This is a genomic window from Streptomyces sp. NPDC006691 (genome assembly GCF_042869955.1).
In the GTDB taxonomy this organism is placed as follows: Bacteria; Actinomycetota; Actinomycetes; order Streptomycetales; family Streptomycetaceae; genus Streptomyces.
In genome coordinates, this window is sequence record NZ_JBIAGW010000003.1 from 431528 (window position 1) to 454324 (window position 22797).

Sequence of the window (22797 nt, forward strand, 5' to 3'; positions counted from 1 at the left end):
TCACTGCTCGGCCTAGCGGCCGTTGAACGCGTCCTTCAGGCGGGAGAACAGGCCCTGCTGGCCGGGCTGGAACTGGCCCGTGGGGCGCTCCTCGCCGCGGAGCTTGGCCAGCTGGCGCAGCAGGTCCTCCTGCTGCGGGTCCAGCTTGCTCGGGGTCAGGACCTCGACGTGCACGATGAGGTCGCCCCGGCCGCCGCCGCGCAGATGCGTGATGCCGCGGGTGTGCAGCGGGATGGACTGGCCGGACTGGGTGCCCGGGCGGATGTCCACCTCCTCCATGCCGTCCAGCGTCTGGAGCGGCACCTTGGTGCCGAGCGAGGCCGCCGTCATGGGGATGGTGACCGTGCAGTGCAGGTCGTCGCCGCGGCGCTGGAACACGTCGTGCGGCAGTTCGTGGATCTCCACGTACAGGTCGCCGGCGGGGCCGCCGCCGGGGCCGACCTCGCCCTCGCCCGCGAGCTGGATCCGGGTGCCGTTGTCGACGCCGGCCGGGATCTTCACGGTGAGCGTGCGCCGCGAGCGGATCCGGCCGTCGCCCGCGCACTCCGGGCACGGGGTGGGGACGACGGTGCCGAAGCCCTGGCACTGCGGGCAGGGCCGGGAGGTCATGACCTGGCCGAGGAAGGACCGGGTGACCTGGGACACCTCGCCGCGGCCGCGACACATGTCACAGGTCTGCGCGGAGGTGCCGGGGGCCGCGCCCTCGCCCGAACAGGTCGTGCACACCACGGCGGTGTCGACCTGGATCTCCTTGGTGGTGCCGAAGGCCGCCTCGTTGAGGTCGATCTCCAGGCGGATCATGGCGTCCTGGCCGCGGCGGGTCCGCGAGCGCGGGCCGCGCTGGGATGCCGTGCCGAAGAAGGCGTCCATGATGTCCGAGAAGTTGCCGAAGCCGCCCGCGCCGAAGCCGCCGGCCCCGCCGCCGCCCGACGACGACAGCGGGTCCCCGCCGAGGTCGTAGACCTGCTTCTTCTGCGGGTCCGACAGCACCTCGTACGCGGCGTTGATCTCCTTGAAGCGCTCCTGCGTCTTCGGGTCCGGATTCACATCCGGGTGGAGTTCGCGTGCGAGGCGCCGGAACGCCTTCTTGATCTCGTCCTGTGATGCGTCGCGGCGCACGCCGAGTACGGCGTAGTAGTCCGTGGCCACTTACGACTCCGCCAGGATCTGTCCGACGTAACGTGCCACTGCGCGTACCGCTCCCATCGTTCCGGGGTAATCCATGCGGGTCGGTCCGACCACGCCGAGTTTGGCGACCGCCTCGCCGCCGGAACCGTAGCCGACCGAGACGACGGACGTGGAGTTCAGTCCCTCGTGGGCGTTGTTCTCGTGCCCGATGCGTACGGTCATGCCCGATTCCTTGGCCTCGCCGAGCAGCTTGAGGAGCACGACCTGCTCCTCAAGTGCTTCCAGCACCGGCCTGATGGTCAGCGGGAAGTCGTGTCCGAAGCGGGTGAGATTGGCGGTGCCGCCGATCATCAACCGCTCCTCGGTCTCTTCGACCAGGGTTTCGAGGAGGGTGGCGAGGACCGTCGAAACGGTTCCCCTGTCCTCCGGTTCGAAGGACTCCGGCAGGTCCTGCACGAGCTGCGGCACGTCCGCGAAGCGGCGCCCCACGACTCTCGCGTTGAGCCGGGCCCGCAGGTCCGCGAGCGCGGCCTCGCCGAACGGCGCCGGGCAGTCGACCATCCGCTGCTCGACCCGTCCGGTGTCCGTGATCAGCACCAGCATGAGCCGGGCCGCGGCGAGTGAGAGAAGCTCCACATGCCGCACCGTGGACCGCGTCAGCGACGGGTACTGGACGACCGCGACCTGCCGGGTCAGCTGCGCGAGCAGCCGCACCGTACGGGCCACGACGTCGTCCAGGTCGACCGCGCTGTCCAGGAAGTTCTGGATCGCGCGGCGCTCCGGCGACGACAGGGGCTTGACGCCCGCGAGCCGGTCGACGAAGAGCCGGTAGCCCTTGTCCGTCGGGATGCGGCCGGCGCTGGTGTGGGGCTGGGCGATGAAGCCCTCCTCCTCCAGGACGGCCATGTCGTTGCGCACGGTCGCCGGGGAGACGCCGAGCGCGTGGCGCTCGGTGAGGGCCTTGGAGCCCACCGGTTCCTCGGTGCCGACGTAGTCCTGGACGATGGCGCGCAGCACCTCAAGCCTGCGTTCACTGAGCATCGCGCACACCTCCAGTTGCCGTCCGTTTGGCACTCACTGTGTACGAGTGCCAGCAATCCCCCGGCCAGTGTACGGCCGACCGGTACGCCCCTAGCAAGGGCGGCCGACCACGCTACCGTGCGACGTCGCCCCCTGATTGCGGATAGCGTCGCGTCATGGACGTCAGTTGGGAAGAGTTCGGCTGGGAGCGGCTCGGTGACGGCGTCGGGCGCAGACGGCTCCCTGGCTGGGACGCGACGGCCGCGCTGGTCGCCGGCGAGAGCTCGCTGCTCCTGTGCGACACCGGCGCGACGCTCCGCGAGGGCGCCGAACTCCGGGCCCGGGCCGAGGCCCTCTTCGGCCGCCGTGTGACCCACATCGCGCTCACCCACCCGCACTTCGACCACGTCCTGGGCACGGCCGCCTTCGCCGGGGCCGAGGTGTACGGGGCGGTCGGCATCGAGCGGGCCCTGCGGGGCGACGAGATGCGCTCGGACGCCGTGCGCCACGGAGTGCCCCCCGAGGAAGCGGCCGAGGCGGCCGATCTGCTGGTGCTTCCGCACCACGCGGTGAGCGGGGAGTGGACGCTCGACCTGGGCGGCCGTCAGGTGCTGCTCGCCAATGTGGGCCCCGGGCACAGCGGGCACGATCTCGTGGTCCTGGTTCCGGCGAGCGGCGGCGCTCCGGAGATCGTCTTCTGCGGCGACCTCGTCGAGGAGTCGGGCGAGCCGCAGGCGGGCCCCGACGCGGTGCCCTCGCGCTGGCCGGCCGCGCTCGACCGGCTGCTCTCGCTCGGCGGCGAGGGCGCGGTGTACGTGCCGGGGCACGGGGCGGTGGTGGACGCGGGGTTCGTACGGGCCCAGCGGGACCGGCTCGCCGCGCGCTTCGGGGTGTCGTAGCGCCGCCATGCCGATGTGTCCGGGGACGTCCGTCGGTCCCGGCCCCCCGGAATAATGAGGCCATGCGCAGCTACAGCCCTGATCTCACGCCCCCCTGGAAGAAGAAGCAGGCCCCTGTTCCCGAGGTGCCCGCCGAGACCGACCTCGTCGTGGAGGAGGTCTCCACGGGATTCTGCGGGGCCGTGATCCGCTGCGAGAAGACGGCCGAGGGGCCGACGGTCACCCTTGAGGACCGCTTCGGCAAGCACCGCGTCTTCCCGCTCGTGGCCCGCGGCTTCCTCCTGGAGGGCAAGGTCGTCACCCTCGTACGCCCCTCCGCCGCGGCCGCCCCGCAGCGTCCCGCACGTACCGCCTCCGGGTCGGTGGCCGTGCCCGGGGCGCGGGCGCGGGTGGCGCGGGCCGGGCGGATCTACGTCGAGGGGCGGCACGACGCGGAGCTCGTGGAGCGGGTGTGGGGTGACGATCTGCGCATCGAGGGCGTGGTCGTCGAGTACCTGGAGGGCATCGACGACCTGCCCGCGATCGTCGCCGAGTTCGCGCCGGGTCCGGACGCGCGCCTCGGGGTTCTGGTGGACCACCTGGTCCCGGGCTCGAAGGAGTCCCGTATCGCCGCGTCCGTGACGCATCCTGACGTGCTGGTCGTCGGGCACCCCTACATCGATGTGTGGGAGGCGGTGAAGCCGGCGTCCGTCGGGATCGCGGGGTGGCCGGTGGTGCCGCGGGGGCAGGACTGGAAGACGGGGGTGTGCCGGGCGTTGGGGTGGCCCGAGAACACGGGGGCTGCGTGGCAGCGGATCCTTTCGGGGGTGCGGTCGTACAAGGACCTGGATCCGTCCTTGCTCGGCTCGGTGGAGCACCTGATCGACTTCGTCACGGCCCCGTAGGCAGTCCCCGGCCCTGGGGGTGTTTGCCCACCCGCCGACCCGTTGCCCGGAGTTGGTCGGTTCCGGTCCCCCTGGGGCTCCGCCCCAGACCCCGTGTCGCGCCTGAACGGCGCTCGTCCTCAAACGCCGGACGGGCTGAAGGTGCTCCAGCACCGGTGCCGCTAAGGGGCGCGGGGCTGTGACATTGCGCGGCTTCCGCCGCGGTGGGCGCGACCAGGGGTCCGGGGTCACCTACAGGGGCGCGGGGAACTGCGCGAGAAGCGAGCACGGTCCGCGGATGACGGCGGGGTTGGGGGCGCGGGGAACGGCGCGACCAGCCACCCACGACGGACGGACGAGAACGGGGTTGGGGGCGCGGGGAACTGCGCAATCGGCACCCACGCCCCGAGGCCCGGACGCCCCGCACCCCGGCCCGGGCGAAGCCGGGCCCCCGGCCCGGGGGGCAAGCCGGGTCGGCCACCCGGGCCGGAGGCCAGACGCACCCCCGCCCCAAGCCCGGCCGCAAAGGCGGAACCCCCTCAGTCGACCAGGTCCCGGACCACCGCGTCGGCCAGCAGCCGACCCCGCAGGGTCAACACCGCTCGCCCCGCCGCGAAGGCGGCCGACTCCAGCAGGCCCCCCTCCACCGCGCCCCGCGCCGCCGTCAGGCCCGCCGGGTTGAGGAGGGTCAGGGGGCAGCCCTCGCGGAGGCGGAGTTCGAGGAGGATGCGTTCCACTCGGCGGTCCTCGGGGGACAGGAGTTCCCGGCCCGCGCCGGGAGAGCGGCCGGACGCCAGGGCCGCCGCGTACGCACCGGGGTGCTTGACGTTCCACCACCGCACCCCGCCCACGTGGCTGTGGGCCCCGGGACCGGCCCCCCACCAGTCCGCCCCGCGCCAGTACAGCTCGTTGTGCAGACAGCGGCCGGCCTGCGTGGTGGCCCAGTTCGAGACCTCGTACCAGGAGTACCCGGCCGCGCCGAGGACCTCGTCCGCGATCAGGTACCGGTCCGCGTGCTCGTCGTCGTCCGTCATCGGGACCTCGCCGCGCCGGATGCGGCGGGCGAGCTGGGTGCCCTCCTCGACGATCAGGGCGTACGCGCTGATGTGGTCGGGGCCCGCGCCGACGGCCGCGGTGAGCGAGGCCCGCCAGTCCTCGTCGCTCTCGCCGGGCGTGCCGTAGATCAGGTCCAGGTTGACGTGGTCGAAGCCCGCCGCACGGGCCTCGGCCACACACGCCTCCGGGCGGCCGGGCGTGTGCGTACGGTCGAGGACCTTCAGGACGTGCTGCCGGGCGCTCTGCATGCCGAAGGAGACCCGGTTGAATCCGCCGGCCCGCAGCTCCGCCAGGTACCCGGGGTTCACGGACTCCGGGTTCGCCTCGGTGGTGACCTCCGCGTCCTCGGCCAGGCCGAACTCGTCCCGTACCGCCGCCAGCATGCGTACCAGGTCGGCCGCCGCGAGCAGGGTCGGGGTGCCGCCGCCGACGAAGACGGTGCGCACCGGGCGCGGGTCGCCGTCGAGCACCTTGCGGGCGAGGCGGATCTCCTCGACGACCATGTCGGCGTAGTTGTCGCGGGAGGCCAGGACACCGCCCTTGCCGACCAGTTCGCTCGCCGTGTACGTGTTGAAGTCGCAGTAGCCGCAGCGCGTCGCACAGTACGGAACGTGCAGGTAGAACCCGAGCGGCCGGTCCCCCGCGCCCTCCAGGGCGTGGCGGGGCAGCGACCCGTCCTCGGGCATGGGCTCACCATCGGGCAGTACGGAAGGCATGCCCCCATTGTCCGGCACGCGCGGGCGTCCGATGCCGCCCGCCGGGTCGGCGGCTCGGGCAGCCGGAGCGGATCAGCCGACCCGGAGCACCAGCAGCGCCAGGTCGTCGGCGGGCGGGGTGTCGGCGAAGTCGTACACCGCCTGCTTGATGCGGCCGGCCACCGCGGACGCGGTCAGGCCGGTGCAGCCCGCCAGGACGGTGGCGAGCCCGTCGGCGTCGTCGAACATGCGCGGTCCCGAGCGCCGCTCGGTCACCCCGTCCGTGACGCACAGCAGGGTGTCGCCGGGCGTCAGGCGCAGGCTCTCGCTCTCGTAGCGCGCGCCTTCGACGACACCGAGCAGGATCTGCGGGGCGGCGGCCGGGCGCACCGAGCCGTCGGGCCGCAGCAGCAGGGGCAGCGGGTGGCCGGCGCTGGCGAGGGTGCAGTGCACCGAGCCGCCGTCGGCGTCCGGCACCAGCTCCCCGTAGAGGAGCGAAAGGAAGCGGGCCTGCCGGCCGTCCGCGGGGTCGAGGGGGGTGGTCGGCTCGACGGGGGGTTCGGCGGTGGCGAGGTGGACCGCCGCCTCGGCCGCCTCGGTGGCGTCGTCGACGAGCAGCTGGTTGAGGCGGTCGAGGACCTCGTGCACCGGGTGTCCCTCGCGGGCGAGCAGCCGCAGCCAGGGCCGGGCGAGGCCGGTGATCACGGCGGCCTCGGGGCCGCTGCCCTGGACGTCGCCGAGCGCGAAGCACCAGCGTCCCGCGGCGCCGGGGAAGACGTCGTAGAAGTCGCCGCCGGCCAGCGCCTCGTTGCTGGGCTGGTAGACGAAGGCGCTGTCGACGCCGGGGATCTCGGCGACCCGGCTGGGCAGCAGCCCGCGCTGGAGGATGCGGCTGATGGTGGCCTGCCGGGTGTACTGGCGGGCCGCGCCGATCGCGAGGGCGACGCGGCGCAGGAAGTCTTCGATCAGGCCGGTGATCTCGTCGGGGATGTGCGCCGGGCCGGCCCGGCCGAGGAGCAGGGCGCCCACCTCGCGGCCGCCCGCGACGAGCCGGTACGCGAGTGCCGCGCCGTCCGCGCCCAGTCCGGCGGCGCACGGCCAGGGCATCGGCACCGGGCCGCCGCGCGCGGCGGCGGGCAGCCGGGGCGGTTCCTTCTCGACGGCGGCCCGCAGCGGCGCGATGACGGCTTCCCGCGCGTGCCAGACCCGGGCCAGGCGGGGCGCGGCGAGCGGGCCGCCCGCGTCCTCGTCGAGCCAGATCGCGCACCAGTCGGCGAGCCGGGGCACCAGGAGCTGGCCCGCCAGGGCGGCGATCATGTCCTCGTCGAACTGGCCGGCCAGCAGGTCGGAGGCCTCGGCGAGGAAGGAGAGCGCGCCCCGGTTGATCCAGTCGCGGTCGGCCCCGCGCGGGGCGGGCTGCGGGGCCGGGGCGAGGATCTCGGCGGCGCGCAGGCCGCGCTGGAGCCGTTCGTCACGCGCTGGCCCGTGCCGCTCGGGCGGTTCGCCCGCGTCCAGGCACAACCGCGCCCAGACGGTCTTGAGTCCGGTGCGGTACGTGATCCCCCAGCGTGCGGCGAGGGCCGCGACGACGTGCAGACCGCGGCCGCACTCGTGCGCGGTGAGGTCGTCGCGGGTGCGCCGCGGCGCACCGCGTACCGTGCGCGCGGGGTGGTGGTCGGAGACCTCGATGACGAGGGCCGTGGGCTCCGTCGTGCTGCCGCGCTCCAGGCGGCACAGGAGGTCGACGGTGGTGCCGGCGTGGACGACCGCGTTGGTGACGAGTTCATTGACCAGGACGGCCGCCTCGTAGGCGAACTCGTCGGAGAAGACGGCCACTTGGTCGGCGTCGAGGGGGTCGCGCCCGGCCCAGTCGGCGAGCGCGGCGCGTATGAAGCGCCGGGCGGCGCCGGGGGCGAGCGGGTTGCCGGGGAGGCTGGTGCGGGCGGTGGGGCAGGCGGCGAAGGCGCTGTGGGGGCTCACCGGCGCTCCGGTGCGTGCCGGGGCCTCCCGCGCGTCCTCGCCGGACAGGGCTGCGGGGAATGGGAGTTGGGGGCGGTTCACACTGCCCCGTTGGGCTGGCAAGGGTCCCACGGTGCGGCTCCTGACGGGTTCTCGCAATGCGCCGCTCACGGCTTCGACAGAGTGACAGACTGAGCGGGCGCATGAGCACCGAGTCACCGAAGTGGGCCCGTATGAACAGAGACAGTGCTATGTCGCCGGACGAGGACGGCTGGGTCCGCGCCGCCGAGCTGCGTCCGCTCCTGGCCGCGCTGACGGCGCTGCGGGACGGCGACTTCCGGGTGCGGCTCCAGGAGGTCCACGAGGGCCTGCCGGCCGAGCTGGCGGCCCTGTTCAATCAAGTGGCCGCGCGCAACCAGCACTTCACCGACGAGCTGACGCGGGTGCGCCGCGAGGTGGTCCGGCACGGGCGGCTCGACGAACGGCTCGCGGCCAGCCCCGGGCAGGGCGCCTGGACCGCCGGCATCGGGCATGCGAACACGCTGCTCGACGCCCTGGTGGTGCCGGCGGCGAACGCGACGCGGGTCCTGGACGCGGTGGCGGGCGGCGACCTGACCCAGCGGGTCGATCTGCACGACGGCAGCCGGCAGCTGCGGGGGGACCTGCGCCGGCTCGGGCGGGCCGTCAACACGATGGTCGACCAGTTGTCGTTGTTCACCGGCGAGGTGACCCGGGTCGCCCGCGAGGTCGGCACCGAGGGGCGGCTCGGCGGCCGGGCCAAGGCGCAGGGGCTGAGCGGGAGTTGGCGCGCGGTGACGGAGGCCGTGAACACCATGGCCGCGCGGCTGACCGCGCAGGTCCGGGACATCGCGGCGGTGACCACGGCGGTGGCCCGGGGCGATCTGACCCGTACGGTCACGGTCGAGGCCACCGGTGAGCTGCTCGAACTGAAGCTGACCGTGAACACGATGGTGGACCAGCTGTCCGCCTTCGCCGACGAGGTCACCCGGGTCGCCCGCGAGGTCGGCACCGAGGGGCGGCTCGGCGGCCGGGCCCAGGTGCGGGGCGTGTCCGGGGTCTGGAAGGACCTCACCGACAACGTCAACTTCATGGCCTCGAACCTCACTTCGCAGGTCCGCAACATCGCGCAGGTCACCACCGCCGTCGCCAACGGCGACCTGTCGCAGAAGATCACCGTCGATGCCCAGGGCGAGATCCTGGAGCTCAAGTCCACCATCAACACCATGGTCGACCAGCTGTCCGCCTTCGCCGACGAGGTCACCCGGGTCGCCCGCGAGGTCGGCACCGAGGGCAACCTCGGCGGGCGGGCCCAGGTGCGCGGGGTGTCGGGCGTCTGGAAGGACCTGACCGAGAACGTCAACTTCATGGCGGACAACCTCACTTCACAGGTCCGCAACATCGCCCTGGTGTCGACGGCCGTGGCCCAGGGCGACCTCGGCAAGAAGATCACGGTGGAGGCGAAGGGCGAGATCCTGGAGCTCAAGTCCACCATCAACACCATGGTCGACCAGCTGTCCGCCTTCGCCGACGAGGTCACCCGGGTCGCCCGCGAGGTCGGCACCGAGGGCAACCTCGGCGGTCAGGCGCAGGTGCGGGGCGTGTCCGGGGTCTGGAAGGACCTCACCGACAACGTCAACTTCATGGCGTCCAACCTCACTTCACAGGTGCGCAACATCGCGCAGGTCACCACCGCCGTCGCCAACGGCGACCTGTCGAAGAAGATCACCGTGGACGCGCGGGGCGAGATCCTGGAGCTCAAGGACACCGTCAACACGATGGTGGAGCAGCTGCGTGCCTTCGCCGACGAGGTGACCCGGGTCGCCCGCGAGGTCGGCACGGACGGCCGGCTCGGCGGCCGGGCCCAGGTGCTCGGGGTGTCGGGCGTCTGGAAGGACCTCACCGACAACGTCAACTACATGGCGGACAACCTCACTTCACAGGTCCGCAACATCGCGCAGGTCGCCACGGCGGTGGCCCAGGGCGATCTGTCGAAGAAGATCGACGTGGACGCGCGCGGCGAGATCCTGGAGCTCAAGACCACCATCAACACGATGGTGGACACGCTGTCGTCGTTCTCCTCCGAGGTCACCCGGGTGGCCCGCGAGGTGGGTTCGGAGGGGCAGCTCGGCGGCCAGGCGCGGGTCGAGGCCGTGTACGGGACGTGGAAGCGGCTGACGACCAACGTCAACGAGCTCGCCCTGAACCTCACCACCCAGGTCCGCGCGATCGCCGAGGTCGCCTCCGCGGTGGCCCAGGGCGACATGTCGCGCTCGATCACGGTGGAGACCCGGGGCGAGGTGTCCGAGCTGAAGGACAACATCAATCTGATGGTGTCGAACCTGCGCGAGACGACCCGCGCCAAGGACTGGCTGGAGTCCAATCTGGCCCGGCTGGCCGGCCTCATGCAGGGCCACCGGGACCTGATGGAGGTCGCCGATCTGATCCTGCGCGAGCTGACCCCGCTGGTGAACGCGCAGTACGGCGCGTTCTTCCTGGCCGACCCCGACGGCGACGACACCCCCTCGCACACCACCAGCACCACCAAGGGGCTCGCCTTCATCGCCGGGTACGGCGCGGCGCAGGGCGCGACCGTGGACACCACCGGCATGCCGGGGCACGGCCTGGTGCGGCAGGCCGCCCTGGAGAAGAAGCGGATCCTGCTCGAAGAGGCCCCGCCGGACTACATCAAGATCAACTCCGGTCTGGGCGAGGCCGCGCCCGCCAGTGTCGTCATCATCCCGATCCTCTTCGAGGACAAGCTGCTCGGCGTGATCGAGCTGGCCTCGTTCTCCCGCTTCTCCGATGTCCACCTGGCCTTCTTCGACCAGTTCGTGAACACCATCGGGGTCGCGATCAACACGATCATCGCCAACTCCCGCACCGAGTCGCTGCTCAGCGAGTCCCAGCGGCTCGCCGTCCAGCTCCAGGAACGCTCGGACGAACTCCAGCGCCAGCAGGCCGAATTGCAGCGCTCCAATGCCGCCCTGGAGGAGAAGGCGGCGCTGCTCGCCACCAGCTCCCAGTACAAGTCGGAGTTCCTGGCCAACATGTCGCACGAGCTGCGCACCCCGCTCAACTCGCTGCTCATCCTCGCCCGGCTGCTCGCCGACAACCCGGACGCCCATCTGTCCGAGCAGGAGGTGCAGTTCGCCGCCACGATCCACCGCTCGGGCTCCGATCTGCTCCAGCTGATCAACGACATCCTGGACCTGTCGAAGATCGAGGCCGGCCGCATGGACGTACGGCCCGAACAGCTCCCGCTCATCAAGGTCCTCGACTACGTCCACGCCACCTTCCGCCCCGTCACCCTCGACCGCGGCCTCGCCTTCGAGCTGGCCGTGGGCGAGGACGTGCCGCGCGAGATGTACTGCGACGAACAGAGGCTCCAGCAGATCCTGCGCAACCTCCTCTCCAACGCCGTCAAGTTCACCTCGTCGGGCCGGGTGGAGCTGCGCGTCAACCGGTGCAAGGACACCCTCGACGGCCAGGACCTGGTCGCGTTCGTCGTCAAGGACACCGGGATCGGCATCGCGCACGAGAAGCTGCCGGTGATCTTCGAGGCGTTCCAGCAGGCCGACGGCACCACCAACCGCAAGTACGGCGGCACCGGCCTCGGCCTGTCCATCAGCCGGGAGATCGCCGGGCTGCTCGGCGGCCGGATCGTCGCCGAGAGCGAGCCGGGCCAGGGCTCCACCTTCACCCTGTACGTCCCCGTCCGCTACCCCGGGCACGTACTCGGCGAGCCGGAGCAGCCGGAACCCGCGCCCGTCTTCGACGGCCCGGGCCGGTTCTCCGGCGAGGACGTCCTGCTGCCCGAGCAGGAGGACGACTGGCCCACCACCAGCAGGCTGGAGGAGTGGCGGAGCGGCCGGCCCGGTCACGTCCTGCCCGGACGGCGGGTGTTGATCGTCGACGACGACATCCGCAACGTCTTCGCCCTCACCCATGTGCTCGGCCGGGTCGGCATGCCGGTCCTGTACGCGGAGAACGGGCGGGAGGGCATCGAGACCCTGGAGCGCGAGGCCGGGATCGAGCTGGTCCTGATGGACATCATGATGCCGGAGATGGACGGCTACGAGACGATCGAGGCGATCCGGCGCAGCCCGCGGTGGGCCGAGCTGCCGATCATCGCGCTCACCGCGAAGGCGATGCCCGGCGACCGGGAGCGGTCGATCGCGAAGGGCGCCAACGCCTACGTGCCCAAGCCCGTCGACGTGGACCGCCTCCTCGGCGTAGCCTGCGCCCTTCTGGACCCCGACGGCGCGGCCCGGGAGGAGGCCGGCCCGGCCCCCTCGGTCCCCGGGCAGCAGAGCGGCGCCGGGGAGACCGCAGCCCCATCACCGACTCCGTGAGGCGGCCGGCATGAGCGCACAGGCACCCCCGCAGGACGGCGCCGGCATCCTCCTCGTCGACGACATGGAGGACAACCTGATCGCCCTGGAGGCCATACTCGGATCGCTCAACGAGCCCTTGGTGCGCGCCCGTTCGGGCGAGGAGGCGATGAAGGCACTGCTGCGCCGGAGGTTCGCGGTGATCCTGCTCGATGTGCGGATGCCCGGCATGGACGGCTTCGAGACGGCCTCCCACATCAAACGCCTCGACCAGACCAAGGACGTGCCGATCATCTTCCTGACCGGCACCGACGGCGACGACGGCTATGCCTTCCGGGGCTATGCCACCGGCGCGGCCGACTTCCTCACCAAGCCCTTCGACCCCTGGGTGCTGCGCGCCAAGGTTCAGGTCTTCCTCGAACTGCACCGTAAGAACCGGCAGTTGGAGCGGATGCTGGCGGGCGACCGGGAACAGCTCGACGAGATCGGCGCGCGGCTCGGCGCGATCGAGGACGAGCTGGCCCGGGGCGGGCGCGGCGAGACGGCCGAGCTGCGCCGGCAGCTGGCCCGGCTGGAGGAGGCGCTGCGGGCCCTGAAGCGGGCCCGCGGCAATCCCTGACGGGCGGGGCGGCGGCCCCGGCCGCCATCCGTGACGGCCGGGCCCGCGGCGGTCCCCGACGGTTGCTCAGGCCTCGCGGGAGCCCGCGTACATCTCCTCGATCAAGGCCCGGTACTCGCGCTCGACGACGGGGCGCTTCAGCTTGAGGCTGGGCGTCAACTCGCCGTGCTCCACGTCGAGATCGCGGGGCAGCAGCCGGAACTTCTTGATGGTCTGCCAGCGCTGGAGGCCCTCGTTGAGGCGCTTGACGTAGCCGTCGACCAGCTCCAGTGTCCGCGGGGCCGCCACGACCTCGGCGTACCCGCCCTCGATGCCCTGCTCCTTGGCCCAGCCGAGGATCGTGGGCTCGTCGAGCGAGATGAGGGCGGTGCAGAAGTTCCGGTCGGCACCGTGCACCAGGATGTTGGAGACGAACGGGCAGACCGCCTTGAACTGGCCCTCGACCTCGGCGGGCGCGATGTACTTGCCGCCGGAGGTTTTGATGAGGTCCTTCTTGCGGTCGGTGATGCGCAGATAGCCGTCCACGGACAGCTCGCCGATGTCACCGGTGTGGAACCAGCCGTCGGACTCCAGGACCTCGGCGGTCTTCTCGGGCAGCCGGTGGTAGCCCTCCATGATGCCGGGGCCGCGCAGCAGGATCTCGCCGTCGTCCGCGATCCGCACCTCGGTGCCGGGCAGCGGCTTGCCGACGGTGCCGGTGCGGTAGGCCTCGCCCGGGTTCACGAAGGAGGCGGCCGAGGACTCGGTGAGGCCGTAGCCCTCCAGGATGTGGATGCCGGCGCCGGCGAAGAAGAAGCCGATGTCGGGCGCGAGCGCCGCCGAGCCGGAGACGCAGGCCCGCAGCCGGCCGCCGAACGCCTCGCGGATCTTGCTGTAGACGAGGGCGTCGGCGACCTTGTGCTTGGCCGCCAGGGCGAACGGTGCCCCGGGCCGGCCGGTGCGGCGGAAGTTGTCCTGGCTGACCTTCGCGTACTCGCGGGCCACCCCGGCCGCCCACTGGAAGACCTTGTACTTGGCGCCGCCGGCCTCACGGGCCCTGCTCGCGACGCCGTTGTAGACCTTCTCGAAGATGCGGGGCACGGCCGCCATGTAGGTGGGCTGGACCACCGGCAGGTTCTCGATGATCTTGTCGATCCGGCCGTCGACCGCCGTGACGTGCCCGACCTCGATCTGGCCAGAGGTCAGCACCTTGCCGAAGACGTGCGCGAGCGGCAGCCACAGGTACTGGACGTCGTCGGCGGTGATGAGACCGGTCGCCACGGTGGCCCGGGCCATGTACGACCAGTTGTCGTGCGGCAGCCGTACGCCCTTGGGGCGGCCGGTGGTGCCGGAGGTGTAGATGAGGGTGGCGAGCTGGTCGGCGGTGATGGCCGCGATCCGCTCCTTGACCGCCTCGGGGTTCTTCTCCAGGTGGGCCGCGCCGCGCGCCTCCAGGTCGGCGAGGGTGAGCACCCAGCCCTCCGGGTCGCCCTCGGCCGCCTCGGCCCCGGCCGGGTCGATGACGACGACGTGCCTCAGCTCCGGCAGCTCGGCGCGCCGCTCGCGGGCCTTGGCCAGCTGGGCCGCGTCCTCGGCGATCAGGACCCGGCTCTCGGAGTCGGCCAGGATGAACGCCGACTCCTCGGCGTTGGTGGAGGGGTAGATCGTGGTCGTGGCGGCCCCGGCGCACATCACCCCGAGGTCGGCCAGGATCCACTCGACGCGGGTGGAGGAGGCGAGCGCGACCCGCTCCTCGGCCCGCACCCCGAGATCGGCCAGGCCCGCGGCGATCGCGTAGACCCGCTCGGCGGCCTGGGCCCAGCTCAGCGACTTCCACTCGTCGGGGCTCTGGCCGCTGCCCGGTACGGGGTAGCGGTAGGCCTCCGCGTCCGGCGTGGCGTCCACGCGCTGGACGAAGAGGGTCGCCACGGACGGCGGCCGGTTCTCGATCAAGGTCTGTGTGTCGCTCACGACGTCCTCCGGGCTGGCCTGCGGCAAGGCTGCGCGACTGGTTTTGTTGTTCGAGTGCTCTGGCTGTCCGACCCTTGTTTAACTGGCGAGTAACCATCGGGCCGTGATCAGAGTAAGGCGCCACCGCCCGGCGCGTAAGGGGCAACGGAGAGTGGTTTCATAACGAACGGACCCCCGCGCGAAGGCACGGGGGTCCGTTGTGGCGGTGGTGCGAAGAGCCGGTGATCGCGGGGCGTACTACTTCTTCTTGCCGCCCGACTCGTCGCTGGAGAGCACCGCGATGAAGGCCTCCTGGGGGACCTCGACGGAGCCCACCATCTTCATCCGCTTCTTGCCCTCCTTCTGCTTCTCAAGGAGCTTGCGCTTACGGGAGATGTCACCGCCGTAGCACTTGGCGAGGACGTCCTTGCGGATGGCGCGGATGGTCTCACGGGCGATGACCCGGGAGCCGATCGCGGCCTGGACGGGCACCTCGAAGGCCTGCCGCGGGATGAGCTCGCGCAGCTTGGCGACCAGGCGCACGCCGTAGGCGTAGGCCGCGTCCTTGTGACAGACGGCGGAGAAGGCGTCGACCTTGTCGCCGTGCAGCAGGATGTCCACCTTGACCAGGCTGGCGGCCTGCTCGCCGGTGGGCTCGTAGTCGAGCGAGGCGTAGCCGCGGGTCTTGGACTTCAGCTGGTCGAAGAAGTCGAAGACGATCTCCGCGAGGGGCAGCGTGTAGCGGATCTCGACCCGGTCCTCGGAGAGGTAGTCCATGCCGAGCAGGGTGCCGCGCCGGGTCTGGCACAGCTCCATGATCGAGCCGATGAACTCGGACGGGGCGAGGATCGTGGCCCGGACGACCGGCTCGTACACGTCCGAGATCTTGCCCTCGGGGAACTCGCTCGGGTTGGTGACCGTGACCTCCTTGCCGTCCTCCAGGACGACCCGGTAGACCACGTTGGGCGCGGTCGCGATGAGGTCGAGGTTGAACTCGCGCTCCAGGCGCTCGCGGATCACGTCGAGGTGGAGCAGGCCGAGGAAGCCGACGCGGAAGCCGAAGCCGAGGGCCGCGGAGGTCTCCGGCTCGTACACCAGGGCGGCGTCGTTGAGCTGGAGCTTGTCGAGGGCCTCGCGCAGGTCCGGGTAGTCCGAGCCGTCCAGCGGATACAGACCGGAGAAGACCATCGGCTTCGGGTCCTTGTAGCCGCCGAGGGCTTCGGTGGCGCCGTTGTGCAGGCTGGTGATGGTGTCACCGACCTTGGACTGACGGACGTCCTTCACGCCGGTGATGATGTAGCCCACCTCGCCGACGCCGATGCCGTCGGCCGGGGTCATCTCGGGGGACGAGACGCCGATCTCAAGGAGCTCGTGGGTGGCGCCGGTCGACATCATGCGGATGCGCTCGCGCTTGTTGAGCTGGCCGTCGACGACACGGACATAGGTGACGACACCGCGGTAGGAGTCGTACACCGAGTCGAAGATCATCGCGCGGGCGGGCGCGTCGGCGACACCGACCGGGGCGGGCACGTCGCGGACCACGCGGTCCAGGAGCGCGTCCACGCCGACGCCGGTCTTCGCGGAGACCTTGAGTACGTCCTCGGGCTGGCAGCCGATGAGGTTCGCGAGCTCCTCGGAGAACTTCTCGGGCTGCGCGGCCGGCAGGTCGATCTTGTTGAGGACGGGAACGATGGTGAGGTCGTTCTCCATGGCCAGGTACAGGTTGGCCAGCGTCTGCGCCTCGATGCCCTGGGCGGCGTCGACGAGCAGGACGGTGCCCTCGCAGGCGGCGAGCGAGCGGGACACCTCGTACGTGAAGTCCACGTGGCCCGGGGTGTCGATCATGTTCAGGATGTGGGCCCGGCCCTGGCCGGGGCCCTCGCTGGGCGCCCACGGCAGACGGACCGCCTGGGACTTGATCGTGATGCCGCGCTCGCGCTCGATGTCCATGCGGTCGAGGTACTGGGCGCGCATCTGCCGCTGGTCGACCACACCGGTCAGCTGGAGCATCCGGTCGGCAAGCGTCGACTTGCCGTGGTCGATGTGGGCGATGATGCAGAAGTTGCGGATCAGCGCCGGGTCGGTACGGCTCGGCTCGGGCACGTTGGGAGGAGTCGCGGGCACGCAGGGTCCTGATTCTTGAGGCCCGCGGGTCTGATCGCGGCGCCTCGTCTCGGGTCGACGACGGTTCGATACGTAAGTAGCAGCCCCTATCGTCCCACGCCTGCGGGCCTGCGCCCGGTTTGGGCTGGTCGGGGGGCGGCTGGTAACGTGGACAGCTGTGTCTCGTCACCCTTGTGGCGGCGGGGCCGACCTAAGATCGAATCATCGAACCTGCAAAGGCTCTTTCGTGGCGAACATCAAGTCCCAGATCAAGCGGAACAAGACGAACGAGAAGGCGCGCCTGCGCAACAAGTCCGTCAAGTCCTCCCTGCGCACCTTCATCCGCAAGGCCAACGAGGCTGTCGCCGCCGGCGACGTCGAGAAGGCCACGGCCGCGTCCCGCGCCGCTTCGCGTCAGCTCGACAAGGCTGTCTCGAAGGGTGTCATCCACAAGAACGCCGCCGCCAACAAGAAGTCGGCGCTGGCGCACAAGGTGGCCGGCCTCCAGGGCTGAACACCCCGCTTCATCTGATCGACCCGCCCGACGGGACCCAGCGGCCCCTCTACCGCTCCCCGACGGCACCCCAGTGCCGCGCGCGGACGCGTTCGCCACGCGGGCGCGGCGCTAGTCATCGCGTGACACGAAGGCCCCGTGCCGTCCTTCCCCAGGACGGAACGGGGCCTTCGTGCTGTCCGCGTACGGGCTCGTACGGGCGCGTACGGGGCGGGCTCGCCACGCGGCGTGAGTCTCCCGCGCGCTCAGGGCGGCACGTGACGGCGGCCGGGGCAGTGCGGCGCGGCACGTGACGGCGGCCGGGGCGGCGCGGCGCGGCACATGGCGGCGGCCGGTGCGGTACGAGCCGAGTCCGGGCACCCCGTTCGGGAGGCCGTCAGGAGCGCGCGTTCCCGCCCGGCGGCCTATTGCATAATCCTTGGAAGACCGACCCATGATCCAGCACAACGGGGGGCACCATGGTGCGCGTTCTGATCGCCGAAGACATGCACATGCTGCGCAAGGCACTGGTGTCGCTCATCGAACTGGAGCCCGACCTGGAAGTGGTCGCCGAGCTGTCGTCCGGTACGGACATCGTGCCGACCGCGATGGCGATACGGCCGGACGTCGCCGTTCTCGACATCGACCTGCCCGGCACCGACGGGATCACCGCCGCCGCCGAACTGCACACCTCGGCCCCGGAGTGCCGCACGCTCATCCTGACCAGTCTGGGCCGACCGGGAAACCTCCGGCGGGCGCTGGCCGCCCATGTCTCCGGCTTCCTGCCGAAGGACTCCGATCCGGACAGCCTGTGCGCCGCGATCCGCCAGGTCGCGGCCGGCGAGCGCGTCATCGACCCACACCTCGCGCTCGCCACCCTCGACTCGGGCCCCTCGCCGCTCACGGACCGCGAGCGCGAGGTGCTCCACCTCGCCTCCGAGGGCATGGAGGCCGGCCACATCGCGTCCCGCCTCCACCTCTCCTCCGGCACCGTACGCAACTACCTGACCTCGGCCGTCAGCAAGCTCAACGCGCGCAACCGGGTCGACGCCATCCGGATCGCCCGTGATGCGGGCTGGCTGCACTCGGCCTGAGGCCCGCCCCGACCGCACCCGGCGGCTGCCGCGACAGCCCGTGCTCAACGGTCCCTCTCCCCGCCCGTCGATGGATACGAGGCCCGTCGATGGATACGAGCCTGACCTCCCCCTGACCCCCCTTTCGGGCCGGCCGGGACAGGATTGCGCCCCTCAGGCCGTGAGCAGGGCGACCTCGGCCCGCAGCTCGAATCGGCCCCCGGGGCGCGGACTCGCGGTGAGCCGCCCGTTGACCGCCTCGACCCGTGTCGTCAGGTTGCCGATCCCGCTGCCGCCGCCGGGGCGCGCGGCGAGCCCGGGGGCTCCGGCCCCGCCCACACCGTCGTTGACCAGGGTCAGCCGCACCCCCGCCGCCGTCCGCTCGGCGGTGATCTCGCAGTGCTCGGCCCTGCTGTGCCGCAGCATGTTCGTCAGGCCCTCGCGCAGCATCGTGGCCAGCACGGTGTCGACATCGCCCGGAAGCTCACCGCAGTCGGTGTCCACGGTCGCCCGTATCCCCACCCCCGCCAACATCGCGGTGGCGCTCGCCGCCTCCTCGGTCAGGCTCATCCGCTGCCGCCCCTCCGCCACCGTCCGCACATCGGCCAGCGCCTGCCGCACGATCCCCAGTACCTCGGTCAACTCCGCCCGCGCCACCACCGGCCGGACCGACGCGAGCCGCCGCACCAGCTCACACTTCAACGTGATCGCGGACAGACTGAAACCGAGCAGATCATGCAGATCACGGGCGAACCGGAGTCGCTCCGTGGTCACCGCCAGGCGGGCGATCTCCGTACGGGAGCGGTGCAGTTCGGAGGCCGACCGGGACAGCCGTGCCAGCCCGAACACGACCGCACCACAGATCGGGGTGTAGGCGCCGAAGTAGATGAGGTCCTGGAGGAGCGGGTCGATCAGATACAGCTGGACGTCGGCGCCCACGACGACCGCGGCGAACACCGGCCATGCCACCCGGCCCGGCAGGATCAGCAGCGCCGTCCCCGCGAGGAAGCCCGGCATGCCCATGTAGGTCGGCCCGATGAGGAAGGTCGGGACGATCTGGAACACGACCAGGGCCGCGCCCAACACGCCTTGGCGCACCGCGCGCGGTAGCCGCTCCGCCCGTCCGGGGGCCCATTGGAAGGACACCGCCAGCTGGACCAACAGCATGGCCAGCAGGGGGAGTTCAATGGACAGGATGCGCCCGGGAGTGGGCCCGAAGGAGATCGACAGCACGGAGTACGCCAGGAAGTAGCTCACCAGGACCGCGCAGTTGAACGCGGCGGCGGCCCGCGGCACCAGGTCCCGGTGGCCCAGGCCGTGCGGCTGCACCGCCGGCTGCTCGTCGTCGACGATCGCAGCGGCCGCCATGTGGCCGGCCTCGGCCCGGCCGTCGGAGTGGACCTCGGGATGGTCACCGGGGTGGGCGTCAGGATGACCGGCGAGCCGGCCGGTGAGGTGGCCGGCGACCGGTACGGCGGCCCGCAGGCAGAACCGGCCCGAGCCGTCCGGGCCGTAGGTCAGTGCGCCGCCGAGCGCGGCGATGCGGTCCGCGAGCGCGGCCAGGGTGCCGTCCGTCGCGGTCCTCGGCGACCGGCCGCGTCCCGCGCCGTCGTTGACCAGTGTCACCACCGCGGTCCCCGACCGCTGCTCGGCTCTGATCTCGCACTGTTCCGCCTTGCTGTGCCGCAACAGGTTCGTCAGGCCCTCGCGCAGCACGGTGGCGAGTGCCGCGTCCACCTCGTGCGGCAACGCGCTCCCGTCGATGTCCAGCGAGGTACGGATGCCGGCCGCGCCCAGCATCGACACCGCCGCGTGCGCCTCGCCCGACAGCGACATCTCCCGATAGCCGCGGCTGACCGCGCGTACGTCGGCGAGCGCCCCGCGCGAGGTCCTGAGCACCTCGCCGACCTCGGCCCGCGCCCGGTCGGGCGAGTCCGCGAGCAGCCGGTAGGCGAGCTCGCACTTGAGCGAGATGGCGGACAGGCTGAATCCGAGGACGTCGTGCAGATCGCGGGCGAAGCGCAGCCGCTCACCGGCCACGGCCAGGCGCGAGAGCTCCTCGCGCGAACGGTGCAGCTTCACGATCATGTCGGACATCCGGGAGAGCCCGATGACCGTCAGCGGGATCAGGGCCGATTCGACCAGCGCGTAGGTGGCGGAGTCCCAGCCCGTTCGGAAGTGGTAGAAGACGAGGGCCTCTCCGAGGTAGCCGAGGCAGAAGAGGCCCCAGCCGAGCGCCCCCGGGAACACCAGCACCGCGGAGGCCGTGAGGAACGCCGACATCCCGCCCCAGGCGATCCCGTACCTGAGGATCGGCAGATAGGCGAGCAGGCCCTGGAGTACCCACGTCCCGTAGCGGTGACGAGCGGACCAGGGGGCAAGGTCCGGGAACGAATGGGCGAGCTGCAACCCCAGCATGGCCGCGAAGCCGAGCACGACGGCGGCCAGCTCCCACAGCGGCGGATACTCGAACCACACATAGGAGCCGTCGATCACGAAGAAGCCGAACAGCACCCCGACGGTGATCGCGACCGCCGTACGCCTCGGCAGCGCCGGATCCGTCCCACTCGTCGTGTCCCCGCCCGTGCGGGCGACCGCATCGGTTCTCAACTCTCCCCCATGAGCTTGCACATCTTCGATCGCGGGCGCTGCCCGCGCTCCCTCTGGCCTGCGGCCCGCGTCCCGCCGGGCGGCGGTGGCGAGCTCTCCATCAGGCCGCGACCGCGGCGGCGAGGATCTCGACCTCCGCCGTCAACTCGAACCAGCCGTCCGCCCGCGCCCCCGCCACCAGACGCCCGTTCACCGCGTGCGCCCGGCTCGTCAGGTTACCGATGCCGCTGCCGCCGCTGATCTTCGAGTCGAGCCAGGCGTCCCCGCAGCCGTCCACCCCGTCCTTCACGAGTGTCAGCCGCACCCCGGCCGCGGTCCGTTCGGCGGTGATCTCGCGGTGCTCGGCCCTGCTGTGCCGCAGCACGTTGGTCACGCCCTCGCGCAGCATGGTGGCCCGCACCGTCTCCACGTCGCCGGGCAACTCGCCGCAGGCGGTGTCGACCGTGGCCCGGATCCCCGCCCCGGCCAGTATCGCGCCGGCGCTCTCGGCCTCGGCGGTCAGGCTCATCCGCTGCCGCCCGTCCGCGACCGCCCGCACATCGGCGAGTGCAGCCCGAGCCAGGCGTCGCGCAGGAACACCTGCATACCGCCCCACGCGTCCCCGACCAGCGGCATCGGAACGTAGGTGAGCAGCCCTTGGACCACCCAGGTCGCATGCCGGTACCGGCGCAGCCCCGGAAGGAACTCCGGGAAGGAGTGGCCGAGTTGCAGAACGAGAAGGGCGAGGAAGCCGAATACGGCGCCGACGCGTTCCCAGGCCGGCGGGTGCTCGACCCAGATGAAGGAGCCGTCGATCACGAAGAACCCCAGCAACACCACGGCCGTGATGACCATGGCCTTACGTGGCGGGCGGACCCGGCCCCCGGCCTCGGCTGCCCCCTCAGCTGCCGCCTCGGCTTCGGTCTTGGCTTCGGCCTCGGGGGAAGTCGTCTCCGCCCGATCGCCCCGTACTGCTGTCACCCGTCCCCCATGGCCCACTGTGCTCGGTCGGAAGCACGTCTCCGGTCCGGATCATAGGTAATCCGGACGCCGGATCTGTAGTGCTGGACCGGTTCTCCCGCTGCTCCCGGTGCTCCCGGCGCTCCCGCTGCTCCCGGCTGTTCCGCTGTTCCCGGTTGTTCCGCTGCTCCCGGCCGATGGCACCTGGGGGATCGGGATCCACCGGGGAGAGCATTCCGGCGGCGACCACGTACGCACGGGCCGCGCGGACGACGGTCTCCGGCAGCCTGCCGTCGACCGGTGGCCGAGAAGCGCCGTCGCCCAGCTGGAAATGGAGCAGCAGCTTCGGAGCATCCGGTCCGCGCAGTTCGACGCGGTGGTCACGTCCTTCGTACGAAAGCACCGGATCGCGCCCCGGCCGACCCGGCACCGCCTCCTCCAGCGGGCGGAAGCCGCCTCCGGGAGGGAACGGGTCCGGGTCCGGAGGCGGGTCCGAGGGCGGGTGGAAGGTGGCGTGCGGCGAGACGGGTATCACGCTCAGGAGCGGCGAGGCGCCGATGGCCAGGTGCCGCACGATCACGTGTTGCAGCGGGTCCAGGGCGTCGAGGAGTTCCCGCGAGGCATCGTTCCACTCGCTCTCGGGCACGTCGTACCCGGGAAAGCCGGGCACCACATTGGCGAGCGACACCGGGCCGAGCTGCATCCGGCGCAGCGCCTCGCACAGTAATGACCCCGGCCGATGGATGCACAGCTCCCCCCAGGGCGTACGCAGCACGGTGCGCCGGCCGAACCGCACCGTGACGTCCTCGCGCAGCGACCAGAACTCACCGAGTTCACGTGCCGCGAGGCGGTCGATACGCATGAGAGGGGGTCCTTCCACCGGCAGGGTGTGGTTCGCCCGCGCCGTGCGGGAGTTCGGGCGTGCGGGCGTGCGGGGGTGCGGGACGTCGGCTGTGCAGGCGCTGCGGGGGTTCGGCTGTGCGGGCGCTGCGGGACTGCGGGCTCGGTGGAACGGGGGGGAACAGGGGGCTGGGGGTTGGGGGGCTGAAGGACCGGGGG

The 22797-nt window shown here is 71.7% G+C and carries 16 protein-coding genes; 6 read left to right on the forward strand and 10 right to left on the reverse strand.

Annotation, left to right across the window (positions count from 1 at the left end; genetic code table 11):
* Nucleotides 1–12: 12 nt before the first annotated feature.
* Together dnaJ and hrcA are read right to left on the reverse strand one after the other, a co-directional pair.
* Nucleotides 13–1149 (reverse strand): molecular chaperone DnaJ, encoded by a 1137-nt coding sequence (dnaJ, locus tag ACFYNP_RS08770; protein WP_161245711.1) that lies wholly within the window; start codon nt 1147–1149, stop codon nt 13–15.
* Nucleotides 1150–2169 carry a heat-inducible transcriptional repressor HrcA gene (gene hrcA, locus ACFYNP_RS08775; protein ID WP_100578282.1) on the reverse strand — a complete coding sequence of 340 codons (1020 nt, stop codon included), beginning with the start codon at nt 2167–2169 and terminating at the stop codon, nt 1150–1152.
* 155 nt (nt 2170–2324) lie between these two features.
* Between hrcA and ACFYNP_RS08780 the strand changes: the two genes are divergently transcribed.
* Entirely contained in the window at nt 2325–3047 is a 723-nt protein-coding gene (locus tag ACFYNP_RS08780) for an MBL fold metallo-hydrolase (protein WP_388783866.1), read from the forward strand.
* A 62-nt stretch (nt 3048–3109) separates the two neighbouring features.
* Complete coding sequence (locus ACFYNP_RS08785) at nt 3110–3931, forward strand: DUF3097 domain-containing protein (protein ID WP_388407546.1); 822 nt, start codon at nt 3110–3112, stop codon at nt 3929–3931.
* A gap of 518 nt (nt 3932–4449) precedes the next feature.
* On the opposite strand, the gene hemW is transcribed toward ACFYNP_RS08785, so the two are convergent.
* Nucleotides 4450–5682 (reverse strand): radical SAM family heme chaperone HemW, encoded by a 1233-nt coding sequence (gene hemW, locus ACFYNP_RS08790; protein WP_388407543.1) that lies wholly within the window; start codon nt 5680–5682, stop codon nt 4450–4452.
* 72 nt (nt 5683–5754) lie between these two features.
* Nucleotides 5755–7752 (reverse strand): SpoIIE family protein phosphatase, encoded by a 1998-nt coding sequence (locus ACFYNP_RS08795; protein ID WP_388783869.1) that lies wholly within the window; start codon nt 7750–7752, stop codon nt 5755–5757.
* A gap of 119 nt (nt 7753–7871) precedes the next feature.
* Between ACFYNP_RS08795 and ACFYNP_RS08800 the strand changes: the two genes are divergently transcribed.
* Together ACFYNP_RS08800 and ACFYNP_RS08805 are read left to right on the forward strand one after the other, a co-directional pair.
* The gene (locus tag ACFYNP_RS08800) at nt 7872–11993 is read left to right on the forward strand and encodes a HAMP domain-containing protein (RefSeq protein WP_388784310.1); all 4122 of its coding nucleotides are present in this window, start codon (nt 7872–7874) and stop codon (nt 11991–11993) included.
* Nucleotides 11994–12003: 10 nt separating this feature from the next.
* Nucleotides 12004–12591: a two-component system response regulator gene (locus ACFYNP_RS08805; protein WP_388407535.1), complete on the forward strand. Its 588-nt coding sequence runs from the start codon at nt 12004–12006 to the stop codon at nt 12589–12591.
* 66 nt (nt 12592–12657) lie between these two features.
* On the opposite strand, the gene ACFYNP_RS08810 is transcribed toward ACFYNP_RS08805, so the two are convergent.
* Together ACFYNP_RS08810 and lepA are read right to left on the reverse strand one after the other, a co-directional pair.
* A complete protein-coding gene (locus ACFYNP_RS08810; RefSeq protein WP_388783871.1) occupies nt 12658–14541 on the reverse strand; it encodes an AMP-dependent synthetase/ligase in 1884 nt (627 codons plus the stop codon).
* Nucleotides 14542–14778: 237 nt separating this feature from the next.
* The gene (lepA, locus tag ACFYNP_RS08815) at nt 14779–16644 is read right to left on the reverse strand and encodes a translation elongation factor 4 (protein WP_388407530.1); all 1866 of its coding nucleotides are present in this window, start codon (nt 16642–16644) and stop codon (nt 14779–14781) included.
* A 226-nt stretch (nt 16645–16870) separates the two neighbouring features.
* Here lepA and rpsT point away from each other — a divergent pair, with 226 nt between their 5' ends.
* Nucleotides 16871–17137, forward strand: coding sequence for a 30S ribosomal protein S20 (rpsT, locus tag ACFYNP_RS08820; protein WP_100578273.1), 267 nt, complete (start codon nt 16871–16873; stop codon nt 17135–17137).
* Between the two features lie 458 nt (nt 17138–17595).
* The gene (locus ACFYNP_RS08825) at nt 17596–18210 is read left to right on the forward strand and encodes a DNA-binding response regulator (protein ID WP_388783874.1); all 615 of its coding nucleotides are present in this window, start codon (nt 17596–17598) and stop codon (nt 18208–18210) included.
* Nucleotides 18211–18363: 153 nt separating this feature from the next.
* Here ACFYNP_RS08825 and ACFYNP_RS08830 read toward each other — a convergent pair whose 3' ends face one another.
* From ACFYNP_RS08830 to ACFYNP_RS08845, 4 genes are all read right to left on the reverse strand, one after another.
* Entirely contained in the window at nt 18364–20799 is a 2436-nt protein-coding gene (locus ACFYNP_RS08830; protein WP_388783876.1) for a sensor histidine kinase, read from the reverse strand.
* 100 nt (nt 20800–20899) lie between these two features.
* Nucleotides 20900–21307 carry a hypothetical protein gene (locus ACFYNP_RS08835; RefSeq protein ID WP_388783878.1) on the reverse strand — a complete coding sequence of 136 codons (408 nt, stop codon included), beginning with the start codon at nt 21305–21307 and terminating at the stop codon, nt 20900–20902.
* The gene (locus ACFYNP_RS08840; RefSeq protein ID WP_388783880.1) at nt 21304–21633 is read right to left on the reverse strand and encodes a hypothetical protein; all 330 of its coding nucleotides are present in this window, start codon (nt 21631–21633) and stop codon (nt 21304–21306) included. Before ACFYNP_RS08840 ends, ACFYNP_RS08835 begins: the two co-directional genes overlap by 4 nt.
* A 46-nt stretch (nt 21634–21679) precedes the next feature.
* Nucleotides 21680–22600 carry a hypothetical protein gene (locus ACFYNP_RS08845; RefSeq protein WP_388783883.1) on the reverse strand — a complete coding sequence of 307 codons (921 nt, stop codon included), beginning with the start codon at nt 22598–22600 and terminating at the stop codon, nt 21680–21682.
* Nucleotides 22601–22797: the final 197 nt, after the last annotated feature.